Origin of the sequence: Caenimonas terrae (genome assembly GCF_042655405.1) — a bacterium.
In the GTDB taxonomy this organism is placed as follows: Bacteria; Pseudomonadota; Gammaproteobacteria; order Burkholderiales; family Burkholderiaceae_C; genus Ramlibacter; species Ramlibacter terrae_A.
Genome location: NZ_JBHSMF010000006.1, coordinates 997,648 through 1,022,517, shown reverse-complemented (window position 1 = coordinate 1,022,517; position 24,870 = coordinate 997,648). Strand labels below are relative to the sequence as shown.

General features: G+C 67.5%; 18 protein-coding genes. 9 read left to right on the top strand and 9 right to left on the bottom strand.

Features of this window, described 5'->3' with window-relative positions; translation table 11 throughout:
* Positions 1 to 13 precede the first annotated feature (13 nt).
* The 4 genes from ACFPOE_RS11765 to ACFPOE_RS11750 all read left to right on the top strand — a co-directional run bounded on the left by ACFPOE_RS11765 (position 14) and on the right by ACFPOE_RS11750 (position 4,482).
* Positions 14 to 445 (top strand): ExbD/TolR family protein, encoded by a 432-nt coding sequence (locus ACFPOE_RS11765; RefSeq protein ID WP_376850271.1) that lies wholly within the window; start codon positions 14 to 16, stop codon positions 443 to 445.
* 30 nt (positions 446 to 475) lie between these two features.
* Positions 476 to 907: an ExbD/TolR family protein gene (locus ACFPOE_RS11760; protein WP_376850270.1), complete on the top strand. Its 432-nt coding sequence runs from the start codon at positions 476 to 478 to the stop codon at positions 905 to 907.
* 11 nt (positions 908 to 918) lie between these two features.
* Positions 919 to 1,575, top strand: a complete 657-nt coding sequence (locus tag ACFPOE_RS11755; RefSeq protein WP_376850269.1) for an energy transducer TonB — start codon at positions 919 to 921, stop codon at positions 1,573 to 1,575.
* A gap of 213 nt (positions 1,576 to 1,788) precedes the next feature.
* Positions 1,789 to 4,482 (top strand): TonB-dependent receptor, encoded by a 2,694-nt coding sequence (locus ACFPOE_RS11750; RefSeq protein ID WP_376850268.1) that lies wholly within the window; start codon positions 1,789 to 1,791, stop codon positions 4,480 to 4,482.
* 128 nt (positions 4,483 to 4,610) lie between these two features.
* Here the strand turns inward: ACFPOE_RS11750 and ACFPOE_RS11745 are convergent, their stop codons facing one another.
* From ACFPOE_RS11745 to ACFPOE_RS11720, 6 genes are all read right to left on the bottom strand, one after another.
* Positions 4,611 to 5,639, bottom strand: coding sequence for an oligopeptide/dipeptide ABC transporter ATP-binding protein (locus ACFPOE_RS11745; protein ID WP_376850267.1), 1,029 nt, complete (start codon positions 5,637 to 5,639; stop codon positions 4,611 to 4,613).
* Positions 5,636 to 6,655 (bottom strand): oligopeptide/dipeptide ABC transporter ATP-binding protein, encoded by a 1,020-nt coding sequence (locus tag ACFPOE_RS11740; protein WP_376850266.1) that lies wholly within the window; start codon positions 6,653 to 6,655, stop codon positions 5,636 to 5,638. The genes ACFPOE_RS11745 and ACFPOE_RS11740 overlap by 4 nt, the downstream gene beginning before the upstream one ends.
* Before the next feature lie 2 nt (positions 6,656 to 6,657).
* Positions 6,658 to 7,572, bottom strand: a complete 915-nt coding sequence (locus tag ACFPOE_RS11735; RefSeq protein WP_376850265.1) for an ABC transporter permease subunit — start codon at positions 7,570 to 7,572, stop codon at positions 6,658 to 6,660.
* A 10-nt stretch (positions 7,573 to 7,582) separates the two neighbouring features.
* Positions 7,583 to 8,503 (bottom strand): oligopeptide ABC transporter permease OppB, encoded by a 921-nt coding sequence (oppB, locus tag ACFPOE_RS11730; protein ID WP_376850264.1) that lies wholly within the window; start codon positions 8,501 to 8,503, stop codon positions 7,583 to 7,585.
* A 66-nt stretch (positions 8,504 to 8,569) separates the two neighbouring features.
* A complete protein-coding gene (locus ACFPOE_RS11725) occupies positions 8,570 to 10,192 on the bottom strand; it encodes a peptide ABC transporter substrate-binding protein (protein WP_376850263.1) in 1,623 nt (540 codons plus the stop codon).
* Positions 10,193 to 10,226: 34 nt separating this feature from the next.
* Positions 10,227 to 11,903, bottom strand: coding sequence for an ABC transporter substrate-binding protein (locus tag ACFPOE_RS11720; RefSeq protein WP_376850262.1), 1,677 nt, complete (start codon positions 11,901 to 11,903; stop codon positions 10,227 to 10,229).
* 252 nt (positions 11,904 to 12,155) lie between these two features.
* Between ACFPOE_RS11720 and ACFPOE_RS11715 the strand changes: the two genes are divergently transcribed.
* From ACFPOE_RS11715 to ACFPOE_RS11695, 5 genes are read left to right on the top strand one after another with little or no spacing between them, the layout of a single operon-like run.
* Complete coding sequence (locus ACFPOE_RS11715; RefSeq protein WP_376850261.1) at positions 12,156 to 13,094, top strand: ABC transporter permease; 939 nt, start codon at positions 12,156 to 12,158, stop codon at positions 13,092 to 13,094.
* On the top strand, positions 13,091 to 14,194 hold the full coding sequence (locus ACFPOE_RS11710) for an ABC transporter permease (RefSeq protein ID WP_376850260.1): 1,104 nt from the start codon (positions 13,091 to 13,093) through the stop codon (positions 14,192 to 14,194). Before ACFPOE_RS11715 ends, ACFPOE_RS11710 begins: the two co-directional genes overlap by 4 nt.
* Before the next feature lie 14 nt (positions 14,195 to 14,208).
* Positions 14,209 to 15,918 carry an ABC transporter ATP-binding protein gene (locus ACFPOE_RS11705; RefSeq protein WP_376850259.1) on the top strand — a complete coding sequence of 570 codons (1,710 nt, stop codon included), beginning with the start codon at positions 14,209 to 14,211 and terminating at the stop codon, positions 15,916 to 15,918.
* A complete protein-coding gene (locus tag ACFPOE_RS11700; RefSeq protein ID WP_376850258.1) occupies positions 15,915 to 17,699 on the top strand; it encodes a DUF885 domain-containing protein in 1,785 nt (594 codons plus the stop codon). Before ACFPOE_RS11705 ends, ACFPOE_RS11700 begins: the two co-directional genes overlap by 4 nt.
* Entirely contained in the window at positions 17,696 to 20,446 is a 2,751-nt protein-coding gene (locus ACFPOE_RS11695; protein ID WP_376850257.1) for a M16 family metallopeptidase, read from the top strand. The genes ACFPOE_RS11700 and ACFPOE_RS11695 overlap by 4 nt, the downstream gene beginning before the upstream one ends.
* Before the next feature lie 15 nt (positions 20,447 to 20,461).
* On the opposite strand, the gene ACFPOE_RS11690 is transcribed toward ACFPOE_RS11695, so the two are convergent.
* The 3 genes from ACFPOE_RS11690 to ACFPOE_RS11680 are packed head-to-tail and all read right to left on the bottom strand — an operon-like array spanning position 20,462 to position 24,815.
* Positions 20,462 to 21,466, bottom strand: a complete 1,005-nt coding sequence (locus tag ACFPOE_RS11690) for a class 1 fructose-bisphosphatase (protein ID WP_376850256.1) — start codon at positions 21,464 to 21,466, stop codon at positions 20,462 to 20,464.
* 12 nt (positions 21,467 to 21,478) lie between these two features.
* Positions 21,479 to 24,154, bottom strand: a complete 2,676-nt coding sequence (pepN, locus tag ACFPOE_RS11685) for an aminopeptidase N (RefSeq protein ID WP_376850255.1) — start codon at positions 24,152 to 24,154, stop codon at positions 21,479 to 21,481.
* Complete coding sequence (locus tag ACFPOE_RS11680; RefSeq protein WP_376850254.1) at positions 24,147 to 24,815, bottom strand: HAD family hydrolase; 669 nt, start codon at positions 24,813 to 24,815, stop codon at positions 24,147 to 24,149. The genes pepN and ACFPOE_RS11680 overlap by 8 nt, the downstream gene beginning before the upstream one ends.
* Positions 24,816 to 24,870 lie beyond the last annotated feature (55 nt).

Genomic DNA, 24,870 nt, shown 5'->3' with positions numbered 1-24,870 from the left:
CAAGGAGCAATCCATGGCGATGGCTGTAGGCCCGTCCAGCGGCGACGACGACGAAGTCATGTCCGCCATCAACACCACGCCCCTCGTGGACGTGATGCTGGTGCTGCTGATCATTTTCCTGATCACGATTCCGGTGGTCACCACCTCGATCCCGGTCTCGCTCCCCAAGGAGCGCGTCGAGATTCGCGAGACCAAGCCCGAGAACATCATCATCTCGGTCGACAAGAGCGGCCGGATCTACTGGTACGACGCCCGCGTCTCCGACGTGGAAGGCCTCGTGACCAAGCTCAAGACCGTCTCCAGGGTCAAGCCGCAGCCCGAAGTGCAGATCCGGGGTGACCTGGCCGCCAGCTACGAAGGCGTCGGCAAGATCCTGTACGCCTGCCAGCGCGCCGGGATCACCAAGGTGGCCTTCATCACCGAACCCCCGCCCCTGGGCGGCTAACGCGCCCCGCGCGAACAGAGATCCCAACACATGCGCAAGTCAACCCAGCGCCTGGTGCGCCGCGGCGGCGATCCGGAGGTGATGATGGACATCAACACCACACCCCTGATCGACGTCATGCTGGTCCTGCTGGTGATGCTGATCATCACCATCCCGATCCAGCTGCACGCGGTCAACCTGGAGATGCCGGTGGGCGTTCCGCCCAGCGACATGATCAAGCCTGAAAAGGTGCAGATCGACATCGACGAGAAGAGCATCGTCTACTGGCAGGGACTGCCGGTCTCGGCGGCCGAACTCGAAGAGAAGATGGCGTTGCTGGCCCAGCAGCCGGTGCAGCCCGAAATCCACCTGCGGCCCAACAAGGACTGCAGCTATGCGGTCTTTGCCAACGTGCTGTCCACGTCCAAGCGCAAGGGCCTGTCCAAGATCGCCGTCATCGGCAGTGAGCAGTTCGTCAAATGAGCGCCACCACCATGAACCGACGCCGGTATCCCGGCACCGAGCCGTCCCGCCGCCTGACCGGCTGGATCGTCGTGGTCCTGCTGCACATCGTGATCCTGTGGGCGCTGATTACCGGGACCGCCCGCAAGGGCCTGGAAATCATCAAGAAGCCGCTGGAAGCCGCGGTGATCCAGGAAGTGATCATTCCGCCGCCGCCACCGCCGCCACCGCCGCCGCCCAAGCAGATCGTCAAGCAGGAGCCGCAGGCGCCGAAGGTGGAGGCGCCGCCGCCGCCCTTCGTGCCGCCGCCGGAGGTCGCGCCTCCGGTGTCCAACGCGCCGGCGATCGTCTCGATGCCGACGCCGCCGCCGGCGCCCCCGGTGATCGCCCCGCCGGCGCCGCCGGCGCCGCCGGCGCCCAAGCCGTCGACCGGGCGGGCCGAGATCGGCATCGCCTGCCCGACCCAGGTCAAGCCCGAGATGCCCCGCAAGGCGATCCAGGAAGGGACCGAAGGCGTGGTCCGGGCGCAGGCGCTGATCCGCGACGGCGTGGTCAAGGAAGTGACCATTTTGTCGGGACCGCGGATCTTCCACGCCGCCGTGCGCAACGCGATGCTCCAGTACAAATGCGTCAGCGAACCGGGCGATGTGCTCGCCCCGCAGGAGTTCGTCTTCAAGGTGGACAACTGAAGCCCGCCGCCTGTCCGTTGTCCGATGTTTTTCGGACACAAAACGGCAAACCGCGGGTTAAAGCTTGGTGACGAAAATGTGACGTTTGTGTAAAACCTATACCTTGGCGATGACATCCATTAATTCAACTGATTTCTGGATGACATCCCTTCCATGCGGGCCGCGAGTTGATCCTCCGGCCTTTTTCGTGACAGGTACTGGTTTGGAGAACAGATGAAAACCGAAACCACCAGGTTCAAGAAGACAGTCGTCGTCCGCGCATTGCTGACGGCCTTTTGCGGTACCGCGACGATGATGGTAGCCACCGGGGCCGCGGCGCAAACCGCCGCGCCGGCCCTGCAGCGCGTCGAGATCACCGGCTCGGCAATCAAGCGGGTCGATGCGGAGACCGCCTTGCCGGTCACCGTGATGAAGGTGGATGAGCTCAGGCAACAGGGCTACACCACTGTCGAAGACATCATGAACACGATCTCCGGCAACCAGACCCTGCTTGGCACCAGCCAGGCCGTGGGCGCGGTCACCGGCGGTGCCGCGTTCGCCAACCTGCGCGGCCTGGGCGCCAACAAGACGCTGATCCTGCTGAACGGCCGCCGGATCGCCAACCAGGCGATCGGCGGTGCCGGCGACAGCTCGGCGCCGGACCTGAACACGATCCCGCTGGCGGCCATCGACCGCATCGAAATCCTGCGCGACGGCGCCTCCTCCCTGTACGGGACGGACGCCATCGGCGGCGTGATCAACTTCATCACGAAGAAGGATTACAAGGGCATCGAGATCACCGCGGAATACACCAACCCGCAGCACGAAGGCGGCAAGTCCTACGAGGTCAGCGCCGGCTTCGGCAAGGGCGACCTGACCGAGGACAAGTGGAACATCTTCGGCTTCATCGACTACCAGCACCAGGACATCCTGACCACGCCGCAGCGGCCGCAGTTCGCCACCAGCAACAAGACCTCGCCGACCGGCTTCCCCGGCAGCTGGTCGCAAGGCGGCACGACGGCCAGCCCGTTTGCTCCGGGCTGCACCCAGCAATTCCAGGCCCCGTCGGGCGGCGTCACCTGCGCCTACAAGTACTGGAACTGGGTGGACCTGATCCCGAAGACCGACCGCATCACCGGCATGCTCAAGGGCACCCTGGCGCTGCCGGGCGACCACATGCTGAACCTGGAGTACATGGCGGCCAAGACCCAGGTGGCGACCAACATCGCGCCGGTTCCGGAAGGTGCATTGACGATCGACCCGGGCACGAAGTACTACCCCGGCAACGGCATCACCCCCGGCCCGACGGCCGCCCAGGGACCGATCGATCCGACCAAGCCGGTGAAAGTGCGCTACCGCACCATTCCCGCCGGCCCGCGCGCCGACGAGAGCAACACCTTCCAGCAGCGCTTCGTTGCGTCGCTGGAAGGCACGCTGGCCGGCTGGGACTACAACTCCGGCTTCAGCTACAACACCATCAAGACTACAGACGACCTGACCGGCGGCTATGTCAACGACGCGATCATCCGCAATGCGGTCAAGACCGGCCTGCTCAATCCCTTCGCGCCGACGCTCACGCCGGCGGAACAGGCCATCTTCGGCTCGTCCCTGGCCACCGGCCGGCTGTTCGACGCCAAGGGCGAGGTTGCCGCGCTGGACACCCGCCTGAGCCGCGAGCTGGGCGACTGGTTCGGCGCCGGCCGCAAATCGGCGGTCGCCGTCGGTGCCGAAATCCGGCACGAGAAGTACACGCAGCTGGCCAATTCGGACTTCGCTTCGCAGGTGGTCTCGAGCACCGGTTTCGACCCGGCGACCAACAACCAGGGCGCACGCACCGTCTGGGCGATCTATGGCGAACTGAACGTCCCGGTCACCAAGCAGCTGGAAGTCACCGGCTCGCTGCGGTACGACAAGTACCCCGATTTCGGCAGCACGCTGAACCCGAAGTTGTCCGCCAAGTTCGCCCCGAGCGACAAGTGGGCGATGCGGGGCGCGCTGGCCACCGGTTTCCGGGCCCCGTCGCTGTTCGAGCTGAACTCGGCCCAGACGTTCACCAACACGGCGAACAACTGGAACGACCCGGTCCGCTGCCCGGGCGGCAACCCCGTTGCCGGCGTTGCGCGTTCGGACAATTGCCAAGCGCAGTTCATGGCCCTCACCGGCGGCAACCCCAAGCTGCAGCCCGAGAAGTCGACCAGTGCCACCTTCGGCTTCGTGCTGCAACCGGTGCAGGAATTCGACGCGACCGTGGACTTCTGGTGGATCCGCCTGAAGAACTCGATCGGCGCGATCTCGGACAACACGGTGTTCGGCGACCCGAGCAAGTACGCCTCGCATTTCGTGCGCGCGCCTGACGGCTCGCTGGCCACGGACGGCAGCCAGTGCAACACGGTGGCCAATCCCGGCCCGCAGTGCGGCTACGTCCTGCTGCTCAACGACAACCTCGGTGGCGTGCGCACCAATGGCGTCGACCTGGCTGCCAACTACCGCCTGAAGACCGGCATGGGCAACTTCGCGTTCCACGTGCAGGAAACGTACGTCGCCAAGTACGAATACCAGAACGAGCCGAACGGCGAGTGGATCCAGAACGTGGGCGTCTATTCCGGCGCGGGTCCCGTGTTCCGCAACCAGCTGACGCTTGCCGCCAACTGGTCGATGGGCCAGTGGGCAGCCGGCGTGGCCAACCACTACAAGTCGGGCTACCTGGACCAGGACGGCACGAGCAACGTCAGCGCGTACTCCACCTGGGACCTGTACGGCTCGTGGTCGCCGCGCAAGGAGTTCACGCTGACGGCTGGCGTGCGCAACTTGTTCGACAAGGCCCCGCCTTCGACCGTGCAGTCCGCCACCTTCCAGGTCGGCTTCGACCCGCGCTACGCTTCCCCGTTGATGCGCGCGTACTACCTGCGCGGCACCTACAAGTTCTGATGCCCGCGCAGTTCGCTGCGCTCACGTGAAAGCGGCCCCGCGTCAAGCGGGGCCGCTTTTTTCATGGGGCGGCGGTTGCAGCGACAGGCTGCCGCAGGAGGCTGGTGCGGCGATGCCGCCGCCAATCCTCAGTACAGCCAGCAGGCGGCCTGCGTCAGGGCGTCGACGGGCTTGAGGGGAGGGACTTCCAGCGCGCACTTGTCGAAGGCGTTCGGGCAGCGCGAACGGAACACGCAGCCCTGGGGCAGGTCGATCGGCGACGGCAGGTCGCCGGCCAGCAGCTGGATCACCTTGCCGCGTTCCAGCCGCGGGTCCGGCACCGGCACTGCCGACAGCAGCGCCCGGGTGTAGGGATGGCGCGGGTGGGCGTACAGCTGGCGCTTGTCCGCCAGCTCCATGGTCTTGCCCAGGTACATCACCATGATGCGCTGGCTGACATGCTTGACCACTGCCAGGTCGTGCGCGATGAAGATCAGCGCCAGCCCCATTTCCTGCTGCAGGTCCTTGAGCAGGTTGATGATCTGGGCCTGGATCGAGACGTCGAGCGCGGACACCGGCTCGTCGCAGATGATCAGCTTCGGCTTGAGGATCAGCGCCCGGGCGATGCCGATGCGCTGGCACTGGCCGCCGGAGAATTCGTGGGGATAGCGGTACAGGTGGGCTTCGGACATGCCCACCCGCACCAGCATGGCCTTGACCCGCGCCAGTACCTCGGCGTCCGCCAGCTGCGGCTCGTGGGTGCGCAGCGGCTCGCCGACGATCTGGGCGATGTTCATGCGCGGGTCCAGCGAGGCCAGCGGGTCCTGGAACACCATCTGGACGTGGCGCCGCACCTGCTGCCAGGCCGCGGGCGAGGCGCCCGTCATGTCCTGGCCCATCCAGCTGATGCGCCCGGCCGCCGAGGGCACCAGGTTCATCAGCGCGCGCGCCAGCGTCGACTTGCCGCAGCCGGACTCGCCGACCACGCCCAGCGTCTCGCCGGGATAGACGTCGAAATTCATGCCGTTGACCGCCTTGAGCGTCTTGCCCGGCGTCCACGGCCAGCCGCCGGCGCGGACCTTGAAGTCCACATGCAGGTCCCGCACCGACAGCAGCGGCACGCGGGTTGCCGCAGTCGCGGCGGCAGCGCTGTCGTCAACGATGTCGGCGGCGATCATGCGGGACTCCGCAGCAGTTCCGGCACGCATTCGCGCGGGTCCCGATGGCAGGCGCGCAGCACCGCCGGATCGGTGATGCTGGGCACCAGCGGCGGGCGCTGGCTCACGCAGCGGTCCATCACGAAGGCGCAGCGCTCGCTGAACGGGCAGCCGGCGGGCAGCCGCGCCATGTTGGGCGGCGCGCCGGGAATGGCGACCAGCGTTTCCTCGTCCCGCTCCAGCCGCGGCGCCGCGCCCAGCAGGCCGAGGGTGTAGGGGTGGGTCGGCCGGTAGAAGATGCTCTCGGCGCTGGCCTGCTCCATGATCCGGCCGCCGTACAGCACCATCACCTGGTCGCACAGGCCCGCCACCACGCCCAGGTCGTGGGTGATCAGGATGATGGCGGTGCCGAATTCGTTCTGCAGGTCGCGCAGCAGCGCCATGGTCTGCGCCTGCACCGTCACGTCCAGCGCGGTGGTCGGTTCGTCGGCGATCAGCAGGTCGGGCTGGCACAGCAGCGCCATCGCGATCATGATCCGCTGGCGCATGCCGCCGGAGAACTCGTGCGGGTACATGCGGATGCGGCGCGCCGCGTCCGGGATGCGCACCGACTCCAGCGTCTGGATCGCCAGCTGCAGCGCGCTGCGCCGGGTCAGGCCCTTGTGCAGCTCCAGCACCTCGGTCATCTGCCGCTCCACCGTGAGGTACGGGTTGAGCGAGGTCATCGGGTCCTGGAAGATCATCGCGACCCGGTTGCCGCGGACCTTGTTCAGGCGCTGCGCCGGCATCGCCAGCAGGTCTTCGCCGTTGAACAGGGCGCGGCCGGCGGCGCGGCCGTTGCTGGCCAGCAACCCCATCAGCGCCAGCATGCTCTGGCTCTTGCCGGAGCCGCTCTCGCCGACGATGCCGAAGGTCTGGCCGCGCTCCAGGGCGAAGCTCAGGCCGTTGACGGCGGTGATCTCGCCCTCGGGCGTCTTGAACCGGACGCTCAGGTCGTCGACCTCGAGCAGCGGTTTGGAAGCTGGCACTGCAGACATGGCTAGCGCTCCTTGGGGTCCAGCGCGTCGCGCAGGCCATCGCCGATGAAGTTGAAGCAGTACAGCGTGATCGACAGCAGCGCCGCCGGGAACAGCAGCATCCAGGGCGCCACGTCCATCACCTTGGTGCCGTCCTCGATCAGCACGCCCCAGCTGGTCATCGGCTCCTGGATGCCCAGCCCGAGGAAGGACAGCACCGACTCGGTCAGGATCACGCCCGGCACCGTCACCGTGGTGTAGATCACGACGATGCCCAGCAGGTTGGGCACGATGTGGGAGAAGATGATGCGCCGGGTCGGCACGCCGATGGCGCGCGCGGCTTCGACGAATTCCATGGTCCGCAGCGACAGCGTCTGGCCGCGCACCACCCGCGCCATGTCCATCCAGGAGAAGGCCGTGATCGCCAGCACCACCAGGTAGAACTCCCGGCCCAGGATGGTCACCAGCAGGATGGCGATCAGCAGGTAGGGGATGGCGTACATCATGTCGACGATCCGCATCATCACGCTGTCGACGCGGCCGCCGATGAAGCCGGCCGTCGCGCCCCAGGCGATGCCCACCGCCACCGAGGCCATGGTGGCCAGCAGGCCCACCATCAGGGAGATCCGTCCGCCGATCAGGCAGCGCACCAGCAGGTCGCGGCCCGATTCGTCGGTGCCCCACCAGTGCGGGCCGCTCCACGACGGAGGCACCTTCATCGCGTCCCAGTCGGCGCTGTCGAAGTCGTAAGGCAGCAGCGCCGGCCCGGCCAGGCAGACCAGGATGATCAGCAGCAGCACTACCAGGCTGGCCAGGGCTGCCTTGTTGCGGATGAAGCGGGTCCTGGCATCGGCCCACAGGCTGCGCCCGGCCTGGATCTGCAGGGGCGCCTGCGCGAGCGATTCGGCGACGGCCTGGCGGCGGCTGGTAAATAGCATGTGGTGGGCCCTAGTACCGGATCTTCGGGTCGAGCGCGGCGTAGGCCAGGTCCACCAGCAGGTTCAGCGTGACCGCCAGCACCGTGATCAGCACCACCAGCCCCAGCACCAGCGTGTAGTCGCGGTTGCCGGCGCCGTTGACGATCAGCTTGCCGATGCCCGGCAGCGAAAACACCGTCTCGGTCACCAGCGCCGCCGTGATCGAGCCGATCGCCAGCGGGCCGAGCACCGAGATCACCGGCAGCAGCGCCGGCTTGAGCGCGTGCCGCAGCACCACGATCCGGGTCGGCAGGCCCTTGGCGCGCGCGGTGCGGATGAAGTTGCTGTGCATCACCTCGATCAGGCTGCCGCGCATCACCCGGGCGATGGTGGCCACGTTGATGAAGGTCAGCAGCGCGATCGGCAGGATCATGAAGCGCGGGGCGAAGGCGTCCCAGCCGCCGGCCGGCAGCCACTTGAAGGTGATGGCGAACACCAGCACCAGCACCGGCCCGATCACGAAGGACGGGAACACGCTGCCCAGGTTGCCCACCAGCATCACGCCGTAGTCGGCCGCGCTGTTCTGCTTCAGGGCAGCGGCGATGCCCAGGCCGACGCCCAGCACGAAGGACAGCAACAGCGAGATGCCGCCGATCGACAGCGAGACCGGCAGCGCCGCCGCCACCAGGTCGTTCACCGACCAGTCGGCATAGCGGAACGAGGCCCCGAGGTCGCCGTGCAGCAGGCTGTTGAGGTAGTAGAGATATTGCTGCCAGGGCGGCAGGTCCAGGTGGTACTTGGCCTGCAGGTTGGCCAGCACCGCCGCCGACACGACCCGTTCGCTGTCGAACGGGCCCCCCGGCGCGGCGTGAACCAGGATGTAGCTGATGGTGATGACCGCCAGCAGGGTAGGGATCGTCGCCAGCAGGCGCCGGAAGGTGTAGGACCACATGTGAGTAGAACCAGGCTGGGCACCGGCGCTTGTGGCACCGGCACCGGGGGGCGGGAGCGGGGCGGGTCAGTGCTTGATGATGTACAGGTCCTTGCTGCGGAACCGGTCCTGTGCATTCAACAGCGAATAGCCGCCGACCCACGATTTTACCAGCCGGGGCAGCGAATACTGCAGCAGCGGGATGATGGGGTAATCCTCCATGATCATCCGGGACGCCTGGGTTAGGAGCGCCTTGCGCTTGGCCTGGTCGGTCTGGGCCGTGCCCTGGATGATCAGGTCTTCGGCCTTGCGGTTGCAGTTGAAGTTGTTGTTCTGGTCCGAGTCGCAGCGCACCAGGGCCAGGAAGGAGGTCGCGTCGTTGTAGTCGGCCAGCCAGCCGTTGCGCGCCATCTCGAAGGTGCCGTCGTGCCGCTTCTTGAGCAGCACCTTAAACTCCATCGCCTCCAGTTCCACGTTCAGCCCCAGCTTGGTCTTCCACTCCGAGGCGGCGAAGATCGCCATCTTCTTGTGGTATTCGCTGGTGTTGTACGAGAAGGTGAACTTGGTGCCGGGCTTGACGCCGGCCTGCTGCAGCAGCGCCTTGGCCTCGCTCACGCGCCTGGCCATCGGCCAGGTGGCCCAGTCGTACTGGGTGACGTCGGCACCTTCCACGCCCTTGACGATCAGGCCGTAGGCCGGCGCCTGGCCGTCGACCGTGATGCGCTGGGCCAGGATGTCGCGGTCCAGCACCATCGACAGCGCCTTGCGCACCCGCACGTCCTTGAACGCCGGGCTCTGGGTCTGGAAGGAGTAGTAGCGCAGGCCGATCATCGGCGCGTTGCGGATCTCGGTGGGGAACTGCTTCTTGTACTGCTCGTAGGTGCCGGGCGGCAGCTGGTAGACCCACTCGTTCTCGCCGGACTCGTACAGCTTGACGTCGGCATTGCCGTCTTCCACCGGCAGGTAGGTGACCTGCGTCAGCTGTACGTTCTTGGCGTCCCAGTACATCGGGTTCTTCTCGAGCACGATCTTGCTGTTCACCTGCCAGGCCTTGAGCACGTAGGCGCCGTTGCTCACCAGGTTGCCCGGCTTGGTCCAGTCCTTGCCGAATTTTTCCAGCGCGCCCTGGTGCACGGGGCCCAGGTTGTTGTTGGACATCAGGCTGGGCAGGAAGCTGACCGGGAACGCCGTCTTTACCTCCAGCGTGTATTTGTCGATGGCCTTGATGCCGATCTCCACCGGCGGCTTCTTGCCCAGGGCGACATCCTTGCCGTTGGCCAGGAACACGCCGAAGGTCGACGCATAGGTGGAGGCCGTCTTGGGATCGACGAAGCGGCGGATGCCGTAGACGAAATCGTGGGCGGTCACCGAGTCGCCGTTGGACCACTTGGCGTTCTGGCGCAGCTTGAACACCCAGGTGACCGGGTCGGTCTGCTTCCAGCTTTCGGCGACACCCGGCACCGTCTTGCCGTTCGAATCGTTGGCCGTCAGGGCCTCGAACAGGTCGCGGGTCAGGTTGTTGGCGCCCACCGATTCGGCCAGCGCCGGGTCCAGCGTCTCGGGCTCGGAGCCGTTGTTGCGGATCAGCGTCTGGGTCGGGTGCAGCTGGGTGCCGGGGGGTATGACCGCCGCTTGCGCCGGCAGGACCAGGGCCAGCCAGAGCGGCAGCGATGAAAGGAGCAATCCGAGGGTCGGTCGCTTGTCGTGCATGCGTTTCCTTGTTGCGGGCTTGTGGCCCTGGGTGTCATTTCGGGATCTTGCTGGTGTCGATGTCGACGTAGCGCCAGAATTCGCGCGCATACGGATGGCGTTTGTACCCGATCAGCCAGGGCTGCATCAGGTCGGTGCCGATCCGGTGGGTCACCACCTTGTACGGCATGTAGGCAACCATGATCTTCACCGCCTGCTTCATGACGGCGTTGCGCTCCGGTCCGTCCTCCATCAGCGATTGCTGGTCGTACAACTTGTCGAACTGCGCGTTGCGGAAACGGGCCAGGTTCTGCTGGCCGACCTGGTTGCTGGTGCCCAGCTGCAGGATGTTGCCGCCGTCCGGGTTGCTGGCGGAAAACCCCAGTTGCCACATCATCAGCTTGCCCGGACGCGCCGCCTTGAGCTGTTCGGGCCACTTGCCGATCTTGAATTCGACCTTGATGCCCAGGGCATCCATGTTCTTCTTGAGAATCTCGTCCAGCTCGCGGGAATCGGAACTGCCCTGCGTGTTCATTTCCAGCACCAGCGGCTTGCCATCGGGCTGGTCGCGCCAGCCGTCGCCGTCCTTGTCCGTGTAGCCGTACATGTCCAGCAAGGCGATCGCGCGGCCCCGGTCGAAGGTGCCCATCTCCGAGCGGAAAGCAGGGTCGTAGCCCGATGTGTCGGGCACGATCAAGCCCTGCGCCACGATCGCCTGGCCATGGCGCGGCAGCCGCACCGCTTCTTCGCTGTTGTAGCCCAGGCCGATGGCGCGGCGCAACGCCACCTTCTCGGGGGTGTAGCCGCCGACCAGCGGATCTTCCATGTTGAAGTACATCAGCGAGATATCGGAGTTCACCTGCCGATCCATCTGCATGCCGCGCTTGGCCAGATTGGGGGCCAGCTTGTTGTTCGGAATGGCGTAGGTCGCGAAGCTTGCAGGCAGCCCCTGCATCAGGTCATGCTCGTTGTTCAGGAAGGACAGCCAGCGCGGTTGCGGCTCGTCGATGATGGAAACGACCACCTTGTCCACGATCGGCAGGCGCTTGCCCTTGAGCCTGGCGGAGATCGCCTGCGCGGACGCGTCGTCGGGGCTCGCCTCCTCGTTGTAGTGCTCCTCGCGGTAATTCGGGTTGCGAACGAAGGTGAGCTTGGACGAACGCTGCCACTCCTGCAGCACGAACGGGCCGGTGCCGACCGGGTGTTCCATGATCTGGTCGCCGTACTTTTCCACGACTTCGCGCGCGACGATGCCGTAGATGCCCGGGTCGGCCAGCGTGAGAATGAATCGCGGCCTCGACTCGGCCAGCTTGAACTGCACCGTGTAGCGGTCCAGCGCACGCAGGCCCTCGACCTCGCGGTCATAGTCGAACTTGCCGCTGGCCTGGGCCTGCTTGCGCAGTTCCGGCAAGCCCAGCAAGGTCTGCTCCTCCAGGTCGCTCAGGCTCGGGCTCTTGACCTTCGGATCGAAGACGCGCTTGTAGGTGTAGACCACGTCCTGCGCTGTCAATTCGCGTTTCTTGCCGCCGAACGCCGGATCGTCGGCGAACAGGATGCCGTGTCGCAGGCGGACGGTGAAGGTGCGGAAGTCCGCGGAGTTCTGCGGCATGCCGTCGGCCAGCATCGGCCGAACGCGCACCGGCCGCATCAGGTAGTCGTATCCGTACAGCGAATCGAACATGTTCGCCGTCAGGATCCGCGAATACAGGTCCGACAGCTGGGCCGGGTCCATTCCGGTTTCGGCGACGGGAAAAGCGTAGCGCAACACCTTTTCGGGCGGCGGATTGGGGGGTGGCGTGGCTGCAAGCGCGGTGGCGCCCAACGCCAGGCACAGGCTTGTGGCCCACGCCCAGGATCGTTTCGTCATACTTGAAAACACCAGTATCTGGAATCGCGAAGGCGCAAGCATAATCTGCGCCTTGCGTGCCGCCACGAGCGGTTTCCCTAAATTGCGGGCTGCCAGACGCGGCCCGTGAGGACTTTGATGCTTTCCTACATCTTGCGACGGGTCGTGCAGATGATCCCGACCCTTGCGGGTGTGATCCTGCTGGTGTTCCTGCTTTTCCGGTATTTCGGCGGCGATCCGGCCGAAATCCTCGGCGGCCTGCACGCCACGGCCGAACAGGTGGAATCGATCCGCAACCAGCTGGGCCTGAACCGGCCGGTGTGGGACCAGCTCGGGCTGTTCGCCTGGAAGGTGGTCACCTTCAATTGGGGCAGCAGCTGGGCCACCAACGAAGCGATCTCCAACATCTTCCGCACCCGGCTGCCCGCGACCCTGACCATCATGATCCCCATCTTGGTGCTGGGGGTCGGGCTGTCGATCATCGCCGGGATGGCAGTCGCCTACGTGCGCGGCAGCCTGACCGACCGGCTGGTGATGATCATTTCGACCGTGGCGCTGTCGATCAGTTTCCTGGTCTACGTGATCATCGGGCAGTATCTGTTCGCCTTCCGGCTGGGCTGGTTCCCGGTGCAGGGCTGGAGCCACAGCCTGTGGACCAACCTGACGGTCTACGCGCCGCTGCCGGTGCTGCTGGCGGTGCTCGTCAGCCTGGCCCCTGACACCCGCCTGTACCGCAGCTTTTTCCTCGACGAGATCGGCCAGGATTACGTGCGCACCGCGCGTGCCAAAGGCGTCCCCGAACGGACGATCCTGTTCAAGCACGTGCTGCGCAATGCGATGATCCCGGTCCTGACCAACGTCGCCACCCAGCTGCCGGGCGTGTTCATCGGCTCCTTCCTGATCGAAGTGTTCTTCTCGGTGCCGGGCCTGGGCCGCGAGGTCTACCAGGCCGTCGGCCGCAGCGACTATCCGGTGATCCAGGCGGTCACCATCTACCTGGCGGCGCTCACGATGCTCATCAATCTGATCACCGACGTCCTGTATAAATTCGTCGATCCACGGGTGGTGCTCAAGTGAGCGCCGTTCCGCCCGTCGCCGGCGACCTGCTCGCCGTGCCGCTCCCTGCCACCGCCGCCACGCTGGCGGTGCTGCCGCGCTCGCCCGGTGTCTGGGCCCAGGCCTGGGCCCGCCTGCGGACCGACCGGGTCGGCATGATCTCGTTGTGGGTCGTGCTGGCATTCATGGTGGTGGTGCTGCTGGCACAGGCCGGCGTCATCGGCGCCGACTGGCAGCGCGAAGTGGCCGAGCCGTTCGCGCCGCCGACGATCGTCGGCGCCGACCCGCGCGTCATCGCCGAAAAGCAAGCGCCCCGCGCGCCGAACGTCGACCTGTCCGACGTCGACCCGCTGGCGCCGCGCTACGCCGAATGGAACGAACGCGCGGCCAAGGTCCAGACCGTGGTGGTGCACCTGGCGGCCACCCGCCCGTTCGGCGCCGACCGGATCGGCCGCGACGTGCTGGCCAAGACGATCAAGGGCGCGCAGGTGTCCATCCTGGTGGGCATCGCGGCGGCCTTGCTGGCGACGCTGATCGGCACCGTGCTGGGCGCGGTGGCCGGATATTTCGGCGGCAAGCTCGGCGACTTGCTCGAGTGGGTCTACAACGTGTTCACGTCGGTGCCGTACATCCTGCTGATCTTCGCGCTGGCGGCGGTGTTCAAGTCCGGGCCGCTGGCCAAGACCTTCTCCAACGGCATCACGCCGGTGGTGATCATCCTCGGCGCGGTGGGCTGGACCGGCATCTACCGGCTGGTGCGCGCCGAATACATGAAGCACCGCACGCGCGAATACGTCCGCGCGGCGGAGGCAATCGGCGCCGGCCACATGGCGCGCATGTTCGGCCATATCCTGCCCAACATCAGCCACGTCGTGCTGGTGCAGCTGAGCTTGCTGGTGGTCGGGTTCATCAAGGCGGAGGTGATCCTGTCGTTCCTGGGGCTCGGCGTGCCGATCGACATGGTCAGCTGGGGCACCATGCTGTCCGAGGCGCAGACCGAACTGGTGCTGGGCAAGTGGTGGCAGCTCGCCGCCGCGACGGTCTTCATGGCGACGTTCGTCACCGCCTTCGCGCTGCTCACCGATGCGCTGCGCGACGCGATGGACCCGAAACTGCGATAGGAACGCCATCCCCCATGACCCCCTTGATTGAAGTGCGCGACCTGCGCGTGGCGTTCCGCATCGGCGCCGAACGATTCGAGGCCGTGCACGGCATCAGTTTCGACATCCCCGCCAACACCACGGTTGCACTGGTTGGCGAATCCGGCAGCGGCAAGAGCGTGACCGCGATGAGCATCGTGCGGCTGCTGCCGGAGAACGCCGAAGTCGGCGTCGACAGCCGGGTCCTCTACAACGGCACCGACCTGCTGAAGGTCTCGCCGGAGCAGATGCGCCAGCTGCGCGGCAAGGACATCTCGGTGGTGTTCCAGGAGCCGATGAGTTCGCTCAATCCGGTGTTCACCGTCGGCGAGCAGATTGCCGAAGTGCTTCGCATCCACGCCGGCATGACGGCGCGGCAAGCTCGCCAGCGCGCGCTGGAATTGCTGGAAGAAGTGGGCATCCCGGAGCCGCGCGCGCGGCTGGATGCCTACCCGCACGAACTCTCCGGCGGCCAGCAGCAGCGCGTCATGATCGCCATCGCGATTGCCTGCGAACCGAAGCTGCTGATCGCCGACGAGCCGACCACGGCGCTGGACGTCACCGTGCAGCGCCAGGTGGTGGACCTGCTGGCGCGGCTGCAGGAGCGCCACAAGATGAGCGTCCTCTTCATCAGCCACGACCTCGGGCTGGTGGGCGAGATCGCCCGCAACGTGATCGTGATGCGCAACGGCGACGTGCGCGAGGCCGGCACGGTGGCCGACATCTTCAGCGCGCCCAAGGATGCCTACACCAAGGCGCTGCTGGCCTGCCGCCCGCCGCTGGACGCCAGGCCGCGCCGGCTGCCGGTGATCGAGGACATCATGGGCAACAAGCCGGTCAGCGGCGAGCAGCGCCGCTCGGTACCGGCCGGCGGGCCGGCGCTGATCGAGGTGGCGGGCCTGCGCAAGGAATACCGGCTCAAGGACGGCCTGTTCCGCCACAAGACCATCGACGCCGTCAAGCTGGCGGACTTCACGCTGCGCAAGGGCCGCACGCTGGGCGTGGTGGGCGAATCCGGTTCCGGCAAGACCACGCTCGGCATGATGCTGACGCGGCTGACCGATGCCACCGGCGGCACCATCATGTTCGAGGGAACCGACCTCGCCACGCTGGGCGCGGCGTCGATGCGGCCCTACCGGCGCCGCATCCAGATCATCTTCCAGAACCCCTACGCCAGCCTGAACCCGCGCTTCACCGTCGGCCAGATCCTGATGGAGCCGATGCGCATCCACGGCATCGGCGCCGACGATGACGCGCGCGCCCGGCTGGCGCTCGGCTGGCTGGAGAAGGTCGGCCTGCCGGCAGCCGCCTTCGGCAAGTATCCGCACGAATTTTCCGGCGGCCAGCGCCAGCGTATCGCCATCGCGCGTTGCCTGACCATGCAGCCGGAGATCATCGTCTGCGACGAGAGCGTGAGCGCGCTGGACGTCAGCGTGCAGGCCACGGTGCTGAACCTGCTGCTGGACCTGCAGGAGGAATTCGGCCTGACCTATGTCTTCATCAGCCACGACCTGGCGGTGGTGAAGTACATGGCCGACGACATCCTGGTGATGAACAAGGGCGAGATCGTCGAGCGCGGCAGCGCCGAGGAGGTCTACGCCAATCCGCGCCATCCCTACACCCAGCAGCTGCTGGCCGCGATCCCGCGCGGCTGGCAGGGGGCGCCGCCGGCGGCGCTGATGGAGGCCGGCGAGGTGGCGCCGTGAGCCTGCGCATGCTGCTGGCCGGGCTGGCACTGGCCCTGTCGCTCGGCGCCGGCGCCGGCGCCGGCGCCGCGGAGGTCCAGCCGGGTCCGGCGCGCGCCCTGCACGCACTGTTCGACCGCCAGTGGGAAGACGTGTCGCGCCGCTTCCCCGAGGACAGCACCACCCGCGGCGACCTGCGCTACAACGACCTGCTGGCGGACCGGTCGGCCGCGGCGATCGCCGATTACGACCGCCACGTGCTGGGCTGGCTGGCCGAGGCCAGGGCGATTCCGCGCGACGCGCTGGACGCCACCGACCGGGTCTCGCTGGACCTGTTCATCGGCGACATGGAGCGACAGGCGCAGGCACAGGCCTTCCCGGGCTACCGCAGCCTCACCCTGGGCGCGCTGGGCGGCGTGCAGTCGGGCTTTGCCGAACTGCTCAAGGCCAGTCCGGTGCAGGACCGGCGCCAGGTGGAGCAGATGCTGCGGCGGATCGCGGCCTACCCGCGGCAGATCGACCAGGAGATCGACAACCTGCGGCGCGGGATGGCGCTGGGCTGGGTGGCCTCCAGGCCGGTGCTCGAGCGGGTGGTGGCGCAGATCGACGTCGAGTTGCCCGCCGACGTGGCGGCCGGCCCGTTCTACGCGCCGTTCCTGAAGCTGGGCAGCGAGATCGCGCCGGCCGAGCGCTCCGCCTTGCAGGCCGAGGGCCGGGCCGCGATCGAGCGCGACGTGCTGCCGGCGCTGCGCAAGCTGCGCGCGTTCGTGGTCGACGAGTACCTGCCGCGCGCCCCGGCCGATGGCGCGATGCGCGGCTATCCGGACGGCGACCGCGTCTACGCGATGGTGGTGCGCCACCAGACCACCACCGCGCTGCCGGCCGACCAGATCCACCAGATCGGCCTGCGCGAGCTGGCGCGGCTGCGCGGCGAGATGGAGGCGGCGATGCGCCGCACCGGCTACGCCGGCGACTTCGCGCAGTTCGTCCACTACATCAACACCGACCCGAAGTTCTTCCACAGCGGCCCGCAGGCCCTGCTGGCCGGCTACCGCGACATCGCCAAGCGCATCGACGCGGAGCTGCCGCGCCTGTTCGCCGAACTGCCGCGCGCGCCCTACGGCGTGCGGGCGATGCCGGAGTTTGCCGGCCCTGACGCCGCGGAGTATTACGACAGCCCGGCGCTGGACGGCAGCCGCGCCGGCTACTTCAACGCCAACGCGCTGGGCTGGCGCACCCGCCCGGTGTGGCGCATGGCGACCTTGGCGGCGCACGAGGCGGTGCCCGGCCACCACCTGCAGATCGCGCGGGCCCTGGAACTGGGCTCGCTGCCGCAGTTCCGGCGCAACGGCGGCTACACCGCCTTCGTCGAAGGCTGGGCGGTGTACGCCGAGACGCTGGGGCGCGAGATCGGCATCTACGACGACCCGTACGCGCTGTTCGGCCACCTGCAGTTCCAGGCCTTCCGCGCGGCGCGGCTGGTGGTGGACACCGGCATCCACCACCTGGGCTGGACGCGGCAGCAGGCCATCGATTTCATGGTCGAACGCACCGGCTTCGAGCGCGCCTTCGTGACGTCGGAAGTGGACCGCTACACCTCCTACCCCGGCCAGGCGCTGGGCTACATGATCGGCAAGCTCAAGATCGACGAGCTGCGCGACCGCGCCAAGGCGCGGCTGGGCGAGCGCTTCGACCTGCGCCGTTTCCACAACGCGGTGATCGACCACGGCGCGCTGCCGCTGGACACCCTGGACAAGCTGATCGACGAATGGATCGCCGCCCGCAACGAAAGCAAGCCATGACCATCCTGCATCGACTCATCGCCCCGCTCGCTGCCGTGCTGGCGCTGGCGGCGCCGCCGGCCTGGAGCCAGCCGGACATTGCCATCCCCGACATCCCGTACACCAAGTTCGTGCTGCCCAACGGCCTGACGGTGCTGGTGCACGAGGACCACAAGCTGCCGGTGGTGGCCGTCAACACCTGGTACCACGTCGGCTCCAAGAACGAGACGCCCGGCAAGACCGGCTTCGCCCACCTGTTCGAACACCTGATGTTCAGCGGCAGCGAGAACTTCAACCAGGTCCCGTATCTGTCGGCCATGAGCGGCGTCGGCGCCACCAGCCTGAACGGCACCACCAGCAACGACCGCACCAACTACTTCCAGAACGTGCCGACCTCGATGCTCGATTACGCGCTGTTCGCCGAGAGCGACCGCATGGGGCACCTGCTGGGCGTGCTGGACCAGAAGAAGCTGGACCTGCAGCGCGGCGTGGTGCAGAACGAGAAGCGCCAGGGCGAGAACCAGCCCTACGGCCTGCTGCGCGAGTTGCTGCCGCCCAACCTCTATCCGCCGGGCCACCCCTATTCCTGGCCGGTGATCGGATCGATGAAGGACCTGGACGCGGCCTCGATGGCCGACGTGCAGCAGTGGTTCCGCACCTACTACGGCCCCAACAACGTGGTGCTGGTGCTGGCCGGCGACATCACGCCGGAGGTGGCCCGCGCCAAGGTGGAGAAATATTACGGCGACATCCCGCCCGGCCCGCCGCTGGCCCGGCCCCAGGCCTGGATCGCCAAGCGCAGCGGAACCCAGCGCGGGGTGGCGCAGGACCGTGTGACGCAGGCCCGGGTGTACCGGATCTGGAACGTGCCCGGCGCCAACACGCCGCAGCAGCCGCTGCTCGACCTGGCGGCCCAGGTGCTCGGCGGCGGCAAGACCTCCAGGCTGTACCAGCGCCTGGTCTACAAGGACCAGATCGCCACCAGCGCCACCGCCTCCAACGACGTGGACGAGATCGCCGGCGTGTTCGACCTCACGCTCACGGTGCGCCCGGGCGGCGACCCGGCCCAGGTGGAAGCGGCTGCCGGCGAGGAATTGAACCGGCTGCTGCGCACCGGCCCGGACGCGGCCGAACTGCAGCTGGCCCGTACCGTGATCCTGGCGCGCTTCGCGCGCATCACGGAACGGGTCGGCGGCTTCGGCGGCAAGAGCGACCTGCTGGCGGCCTGCATGACCTACACCGGCAATCCGGACTGCTACAAGACCTACCTGCAGCGGATCAAGGCGGCCACGCCGGCGGCGGTGCACCAGGCGGTCAAGGACTGGCTCAGCGACGGCGACTACGTGCTGACGATCAAGCCCTTCGGCGCGCCGGCGGCGACGCCCGAAGCGCTGGACCGCAGCAAGGGCCCGGTCATGGGCAAGGCGGAGACGCTCAAGCTGCCGCCGATGCACCGGGCCACGCTGGCCAACGGACTGAAGGTGGTGCTGGCGGAGAGCCACAGCGCGCCGGTGGTCAACCTGTCGCTGCTGGTGGACAGCGGCCACGCGGCCGACCCGCCGCAGCAGCCGGGCCTGACCAGCCTGACCCTGCGCATGATGGAGGAGGGCACGACCAGCCGCGACGCGATGGCCATTGCCCGCGAGCTGGAGTCGCTGGGCGCCACCCTGTCCACCGCCGCCAACCTCGATGGCGCCTTCGTCAACCTGAACACGCTCAAGGCGACGCTGCCGCAGGCCCTGGCCGTCTATGCGGACGTGGTGCTGCATCCGGCCTTCGCCGGCAACGAGCTGGATCGGGTGCGCAAGGAGCAGGTGGCGGCGATCCAGCGCGAGAAGGCCAATCCGCTGACCATGGCGATGCGGGTGCTGCCGACCTTGCTTTACGGCCCGGGCCACCCATACGCCAGCCCGGCCAGCGGCACCGGCACCGAAGCGGCGGTGTCCCGCATGACGCGCGAGGACCTGGCCGGCTACCACCGGACCTGGTTCCGCCCGAACAACGCCACCTTGCTGGTGGTGGGGGACACCACGCTGGCCGAACTGACGCCGCTGCTGGAGCGCGCCTTCGGCGGCTGGCAGGCCGGCCCCACGCCGGCCAAGCAGCTGGCGGCGGTGCCGCCGCCGCCGCAGTCCGTGGTCTACCTGATGGACCGCCCCGGCGCCCAGCAGAGCGTGATCTACGGCGCCCAGCTGGCGCAGCCGGTCGCGCCCCAGGACCTGGTGCGCCAGCAGATCGTCAACGACATCTTCGGCGGCAGCTTCAGCTCGCGCATGAACATGAACCTGCGCGAGGACAAGCACTGGTCCTACGGCGTGAACAGCACCATCATGCCCGCGCTCGGCCAGCGGCCGTACATCAGCCGGTCACCGGTGCAGACCGACAAGACCGGCGAGGCGCTGCAGGAGCTGGCGCGCGAATACGCCGGCATCGCCGGCGGCCGGCCGATCGACGCGCAGGAACTGAAGGCGGCGCAGGACCGGCAGACGCTGGGCCTGCCCGGGACCTTCGAGACCGCAGGCCAGCTGAGCAACGCCTACGCCAACATCCTGCAGTACAAGCTGCCGGAGGACTACTACGACACTTTCACCCAGACCGTCACTTCGCTGACGCCCGGCGAGGCCAATGCAGTGGCGGCGCGCGTCATCACGCCGGCCCACATGGTGTGGGTGGTGGTCGGCGACATGAGCAAGGTGGAGGGCGCGATCCGCGCGCTCAAGCTCGGCGAGGTGCGCCGCATCGACGCCGACGGCAAGCTGCTGCAGTGAGGCGGTCCCGGCGCCTCAGGCGCCGTGGTAGCCCGTCACCCGTTCGACCTCGTTTTTCGAACCCAGGATCACCGACACCCGTTCGTGCAGCTTCCTGGGCTGGATGTCCAGGATGCGTTGCCTGCCGTTGGTGGCGGCACCGCCGGCCTGTTCCACCAGCCAGCTCATGGGATTGGCCTCGTACATCAGGCGCAGCTTGCCGGGCTTGTCCGGCTCACGCTTGTCCCACGGGTACATGAAGATGCCGCCGCGGGTCAGGATGCGGTGCACGTCCGCCACCATCGAGGCGATCCAGCGCATGTTGAAGTCCTTGCCGCGCGGGCCGTCCTTGCCCTGCAGGCATTCGTCGATGTAGCGGCGCACCGGCGCGTCCCAGTGCCGCATGTTGCTCATGTTGATCGCGAATTCCTTGGTGTCCTCGGGAATCCGCACGTTCTCCTGGGTCAGCACGAACGAGCCCTGTTCGCGGTCCAGCGTGAACATGGCGACGCCGTCGCCGACGGTCAGGACCAGCGTGGTCTGCGGGCCGTAGACGCAGTAGCCGGCCGCCACCTGCTGGCGCCCGGGCTGCAGGAAGTCGCCTTCGTCGACACCGCGGTCGCCCTCGGGCATCTTCAACACGCTGAAGATGGTGCCGATGCTGACGTTGACGTCGATGTTGCTGGAGCCGTCCAGCGGGTCGAACAGCAGCAGGTATTCGCCCTTGGGGTAGCGGTTGGGCACCACGTAGATGCCCTCCATTTCCTCCGAGGCCATCGCCGCCAGGTGGCCGCCCCACTCGTTGGCCTCGATCAGCACCTCGTTGGCGATGATGTCCAGCTTCTTCTGCATTTCGCCCTGGACGTTCTCGGTCTCGGCCGAGCCCAGCACGCCGCCGAGCGCGCCCTTGTTGACCGCCTGGCTCACGCTCTTGCAGGCGCGTGCCACCACTTCGATCAGCAGCCGCAGCTGCGACGGAATGTGGCCGTGGACGCGCTGCTGCTCGACCAGGTAGCGGGTGAGGGAGATCTTGTTGGACATAGGGGGTTCCTGTCAGTCGGCCAGCGCGCGCGTCACGACCTCGCGCACATCGTTGCTCAGGTCGGGCTTGGCGGCGACGCGGGCGATCGCCTCGCGCGCCGCGCTGCGCAGCGGCTCCACCAGCTTCTTCCAGCGGTCCAGCGCGCGGGCCAGCCGCGCCGCCACCTGCGGATTGATCGGATCGAGTTCCAGCACGCGCTCGCTCCAGAACACGTAGCCGGCCGCATCGGGACGGTGGAACGCGCCGGGGTTGGCGCTGCAGTAGCTGAAGATCACGCTGCGCGCGCGGTTCGGGTTGCGGATGTTGAAGTCCGGATGGTTCATCAGCTGCTTGACGGCCGGCAGCACGTTGCCGCCGCGGTCCGGCTGGCCGGCCTGCAGCGCGAACCACTTGTCCAGCACCAGCGGCTCGTCCTTGAACAGGGCGTGGAACTTCTGCAGCGCCGGCGCCGCCAGCTCGTTGCCGCTGATCACCAGGGCCGACAGCGCGTTGAAGCGGTCGGTCATGTTGGCGGCGTCCTTGAAGCGCTGGTAGGCCTTGCCCGGCCAGACATCCGGCTGCCCTGGGCCTGCCGAATGGGCACCGCTGCGGGCGGCCAGGCAAAGGTGGGTGAGCGCCATGCCGGCCAGCGCGCGCCGGCCGCAGGACACCGGGTCCGGGACATAGCCGCCGGTGTCGCTGTTGGTCTCGAAGGCGCACTGCCAGTCGGCCTGCAGCTGCTGCGCCAGCTGCTGGCGCATCGCCTCGCGCACCGCGTGCACGCGCTGCGGATCCACTTCCTGCAGCTGTTCGCCCAGGTAGGTTTCCGCCGGCAGCGTCAGCACCAGTTCCTTGAACGCCGAGTCCAGCGTCGGGTGGCGCAGGATGCTGCGCATCGCCTCGATGTAAGGCTGGTCCAGCCGGATGTCCGATGCCGGCATCGCCTGCTGGCCCATGAAGGCCAGGGCGCGGTTGACGGCCAGGCGCTGGCCCGCCTCCCAGCGGTTGAACGGGTCGGTGTCGTGGGCCAGCAGGGTCAGCAGCTGGGCGTCGGTGTAGGCATGCTCCAGGATCACCGGCGCCGAGAAGCCGCGCAGGATCGACGGCACCGGCTCGCCATCGATGCCGGGGAACGTGAGGGTCTCGCTGGCCTGCGTGAGCACGTGCATGCGGCTGGTGAGCTCGCTGCCGTCGGCGGCCAGCAGGCCCAGGCCGATCGGGATCACGAACGGTTCCTTGTGCTCCTGCCCCGGCGTCGGCGGGCAGCTTTGCGACAGCGTCAGCCGGTATTCGCCGGTCGGCTCGTCATACTGCGTCACGGCAGTCACCCGCGGCGTGCCGGCCTGGCTGTACCAGCGCTTGAACTGCGGCAGCAGCTGCTCGAACTGCGAGCCGGGATTGGCGTCGGCGATGGCCTGCGCGAAATCGTCGCAGGTGACGGCGTGGCCGTCGTGGCGCTCGAAGTACAGCGTCATGCCCCTGGCGAAGCCCTCGCGGCCCACCAGGGTCTGCATCATGCGCACCACCTCGGCGCCTTTTTCGTACACCGTGACGGTGTAGAAGTTGTTGATCTCCAGGTACTGGTCGGGCCGCACCGGGTGCGCCATCGGTCCGGCATCTTCCGGGAACTGCGCCGTGCGCAGCACCCGCACGTCCTCGATCCGCTTGACGGCGCGCGCCGACGCTTCCCCGGCCAGGTCCTGCGAGAACTCCTGGTCGCGAAACACGGTGAGCCCTTCCTTGAGCGACAGCTGGAACCAGTCGCGGCAGGTGACGCGGTTGCCGGTCCAGTTGTGGAAGTACTCGTGGCCCACCACCGACTCGATGTTGGAGAAGTCGGTGTCGGTGGCGGTGGCCTGGCTGGCCAGCACGTACTTGGTGTTGAAGATGTTCAGGCCCTTGTTCTCCATCGCGCCCATGTTGAAGTCGCTGGTGGCGACGATCATGAAGCGCTCCAGGTCCAGCGACAGGCCGAAGCGCGCCTCGTCCCAGGCCACCGAATCCATTAGGGCGTTCATCGCGTGCTCGGTCTTGTCCAGGTCGCCCGGGCGGACGTAGACCTGCAGCAGGTGTTCCTTGCCGGCGCGCGAGGTAATGCGCTGCTCGCGGCAGACCAGCTGGCCCGCCACCAATGCGAACAGGTAGCTGGGCTTGCGGAACGGGTCCACCCATCTGGCGAAATGGCGGCCGTCGTCCAGCTTGCCCTGGTCCACCAGGTTGCCGTTGGACAGCAGCACCGGATAGCGCGCCTTGTCCGCCCGCAGCGTCACGGTGTAGCTGGCCATCACGTCCGGCCGGTCCAGGAAATAGGTGATGCGGCGAAAGCCCTCGGCCTCGCACTGCGTGAAGAAGGAATCGTTGCTGACGTACAGGCCCATCAGCTTGGTGTTCTTCACCGGCGCGCAGGTGGTGAAGATCTCCAGCTCGAAGGGCTGGTCGCCCTCCGGCAGGTTCTCCAGCACCAGCTGGCCGCCGTCGATCTTGAACGAGGTGCCCTGGCCGTTGACCAGCACCCGCGACAGGTTCAGCTCCTCGCCGTCCAGGCGCAGCGGCTGCGGCGCCACGTCGGCGTTGCGGCGCAGCTTCATCTTGTTGAGCACCCGGGTCTTGGCCGGGTCCAGGTCGAAGCACAGGTCCACGGTGTCGATCCAGTAGGCCGGCGCCTGGTAGTCGGCGCGGTAGATCACGCTGTTTTGTCCGTCACGCATCGAGAGTCTCCAGGAAATTCATTGTTGTCAGTTGGTCGAAGTCGCGCACCTGTGCGATCACGTGGGCGCCGGCCAGCTCACGCGGGCCGTGCGTGGTGCAAAGCGCCACCGCGCGCATGCCGGCCCGGCGCGCCGCCTCGATCCCCAGCGGCGCATCCTCGAACACGAGGCACTGCGCCGGCGGCACGCCGAGCTGGCGCGCGGCTTCCAGGAAGATTGCCGGCTCCGGCTTGCCCGGCAGGCCCTGGTCGCCGCCGACCACCGCCAGCGGCGCCGGATCCATGCGCAGCCGGCGCATCACGAAGTCGATGTTGTGGCGGTCGCCGGCGGTGCCGACGGCAAGCTTCAACCCGAGCTGCGCCGCCTGCCGCGCGAAGGCGCGAAAACCCCGGACCTCGGCGAACACCGGCGCGAACAGCTCGCGGTAGATGGCTTCCTTCTCGGCGACGAGCGCGAGCGCTTCGTCGTGCGCGAGCGTGCGGCCGAACAGTTCGTGCATGCACTCCACGCCGTTGCGGCCGGTGGTGCGGCGCAGCACTTCTTCCACGTCCATGGCGATGCCGTGCCGGCGCGTGAACTCGCTCCAGCTCTTCGCGTGGAACGGCATCGAATCCACCATGGTGCCGTCCATGTCGAAGATCAGGGCCCCCACGGTCGTCACTTCGCGTCCTCCCTGTCCCCCGAGGGGGCGCTCGCGCCTGCGGGCGGCCCTGCGG

What these genes read in the sequence shown, in the direction of transcription:
- ACFPOE_RS11740 (WP_376850266.1), bottom strand. Translation starts at nt 6,655, where the DNA reads ATGTCTGCAGTGCCAGCTTCCAAACCGCTGCTCGAGGTCGACGACCTG.
- ACFPOE_RS11715 (WP_376850261.1), top strand. Translation starts at nt 12,156, where the DNA reads ATGCTTTCCTACATCTTGCGACGGGTCGTGCAGATGATCCCGACCCTT.
- ACFPOE_RS11705 (WP_376850259.1), top strand. Translation starts at nt 14,209, where the DNA reads ATGACCCCCTTGATTGAAGTGCGCGACCTGCGCGTGGCGTTCCGCATC.
- ACFPOE_RS11760 (WP_376850270.1), top strand. Translation starts at nt 476, where the DNA reads ATGCGCAAGTCAACCCAGCGCCTGGTGCGCCGCGGCGGCGATCCGGAG.
- oppB (WP_376850264.1), bottom strand. Translation starts at nt 8,503, where the DNA reads ATGTGGTCCTACACCTTCCGGCGCCTGCTGGCGACGATCCCTACCCTG.
- ACFPOE_RS11690 (WP_376850256.1), bottom strand. Translation starts at nt 21,466, where the DNA reads ATGTCCAACAAGATCTCCCTCACCCGCTACCTGGTCGAGCAGCAGCGC.
- ACFPOE_RS11755 (WP_376850269.1), top strand. Translation starts at nt 919, where the DNA reads ATGAACCGACGCCGGTATCCCGGCACCGAGCCGTCCCGCCGCCTGACC.
- ACFPOE_RS11725 (WP_376850263.1), bottom strand. Translation starts at nt 10,192, where the DNA reads ATGCACGACAAGCGACCGACCCTCGGATTGCTCCTTTCATCGCTGCCG.
- pepN (WP_376850255.1), bottom strand. Translation starts at nt 24,154, where the DNA reads ATGCGTGACGGACAAAACAGCGTGATCTACCGCGCCGACTACCAGGCG.
- ACFPOE_RS11750 (WP_376850268.1), top strand. Translation starts at nt 1,789, where the DNA reads ATGAAAACCGAAACCACCAGGTTCAAGAAGACAGTCGTCGTCCGCGCA.
- ACFPOE_RS11695 (WP_376850257.1), top strand. Translation starts at nt 17,696, where the DNA reads ATGACCATCCTGCATCGACTCATCGCCCCGCTCGCTGCCGTGCTGGCG.
- ACFPOE_RS11745 (WP_376850267.1), bottom strand. Translation starts at nt 5,639, where the DNA reads ATGATCGCCGCCGACATCGTTGACGACAGCGCTGCCGCCGCGACTGCG.
- ACFPOE_RS11720 (WP_376850262.1), bottom strand. Translation starts at nt 11,903, where the DNA reads ATGGACCCGGCCCAGCTGTCGGACCTGTATTCGCGGATCCTGACGGCG.
- ACFPOE_RS11735 (WP_376850265.1), bottom strand. Translation starts at nt 7,572, where the DNA reads ATGCTATTTACCAGCCGCCGCCAGGCCGTCGCCGAATCGCTCGCGCAG.
- ACFPOE_RS11765 (WP_376850271.1), top strand. Translation starts at nt 14, where the DNA reads ATGGCGATGGCTGTAGGCCCGTCCAGCGGCGACGACGACGAAGTCATG.